The sequence below is a fragment of the Streptomyces sp. NPDC058291 genome (assembly GCF_042880855.1).
Lineage (GTDB): Bacteria > Actinomycetota > Actinomycetes > Streptomycetales > Streptomycetaceae > Streptomyces.
Genome location: NZ_JBHVYK010000181.1, coordinates 594 through 1,085 on the forward strand (window position 1 = coordinate 594; position 492 = coordinate 1,085).

At 77.8% G+C, this 492-nt stretch carries 1 protein-coding gene; it reads left to right on the forward strand.

Annotated features, from left to right (window positions below; translation table 11 throughout):
• Positions 1-149 precede the first annotated feature (149 nt).
• Positions 150-491 carry a hypothetical protein gene (locus tag ACFVYK_RS37970; protein WP_389781296.1) on the forward strand — a complete coding sequence of 114 codons (342 nt, stop codon included), beginning with the start codon at positions 150-152 and terminating at the stop codon, positions 489-491.
• Position 492 lies beyond the last annotated feature (1 nt).

Here is a 492-nt window from a genome sequence, read left to right on the forward strand (position 1 = left end):
ATTTCCACCCCAAACTACTCCGTGCGGTTTTTTGGGGGGGGGGGGGGGGGGGGGGGGTGTGGGGGGGGGGGGGGGGGCCCGCTCGGGTCGGGGGGGGGGGTGGGGCCGGGGCCCCGTCGCCCCCCCACGTCAGCGGCTGCAGGAAGTCCGTGACGGTGTCCTCCGGGGTGTTCGACACGGTCGTCGTCCCGCGGGGGTCGACGTCGGCGGTGGCCACGGTCGACCGGGACGCCAGGGCGGGCGCGTCGTACCGGGTGACGTTCACCTGTGGCGGCGTCAGCGCCGTCAAGGAACTGACGATCGCCGGCGGCCGCCCGGCGGACGTCACCCCGGCGCCCTATCCCGTCCCGCGGGGCGTGCACGCCGGCGAGGGCGGCAGCGCCGCGGGGTTCGACCTCCAGGAGATCGGGCTGGGCGGCGCGCTCGTCGCGGGCTCGGTGGCCGTCGCGTACCGCTTCGCGCGGCGCCGTGCCGCGGAGGACGGCGCCTGAC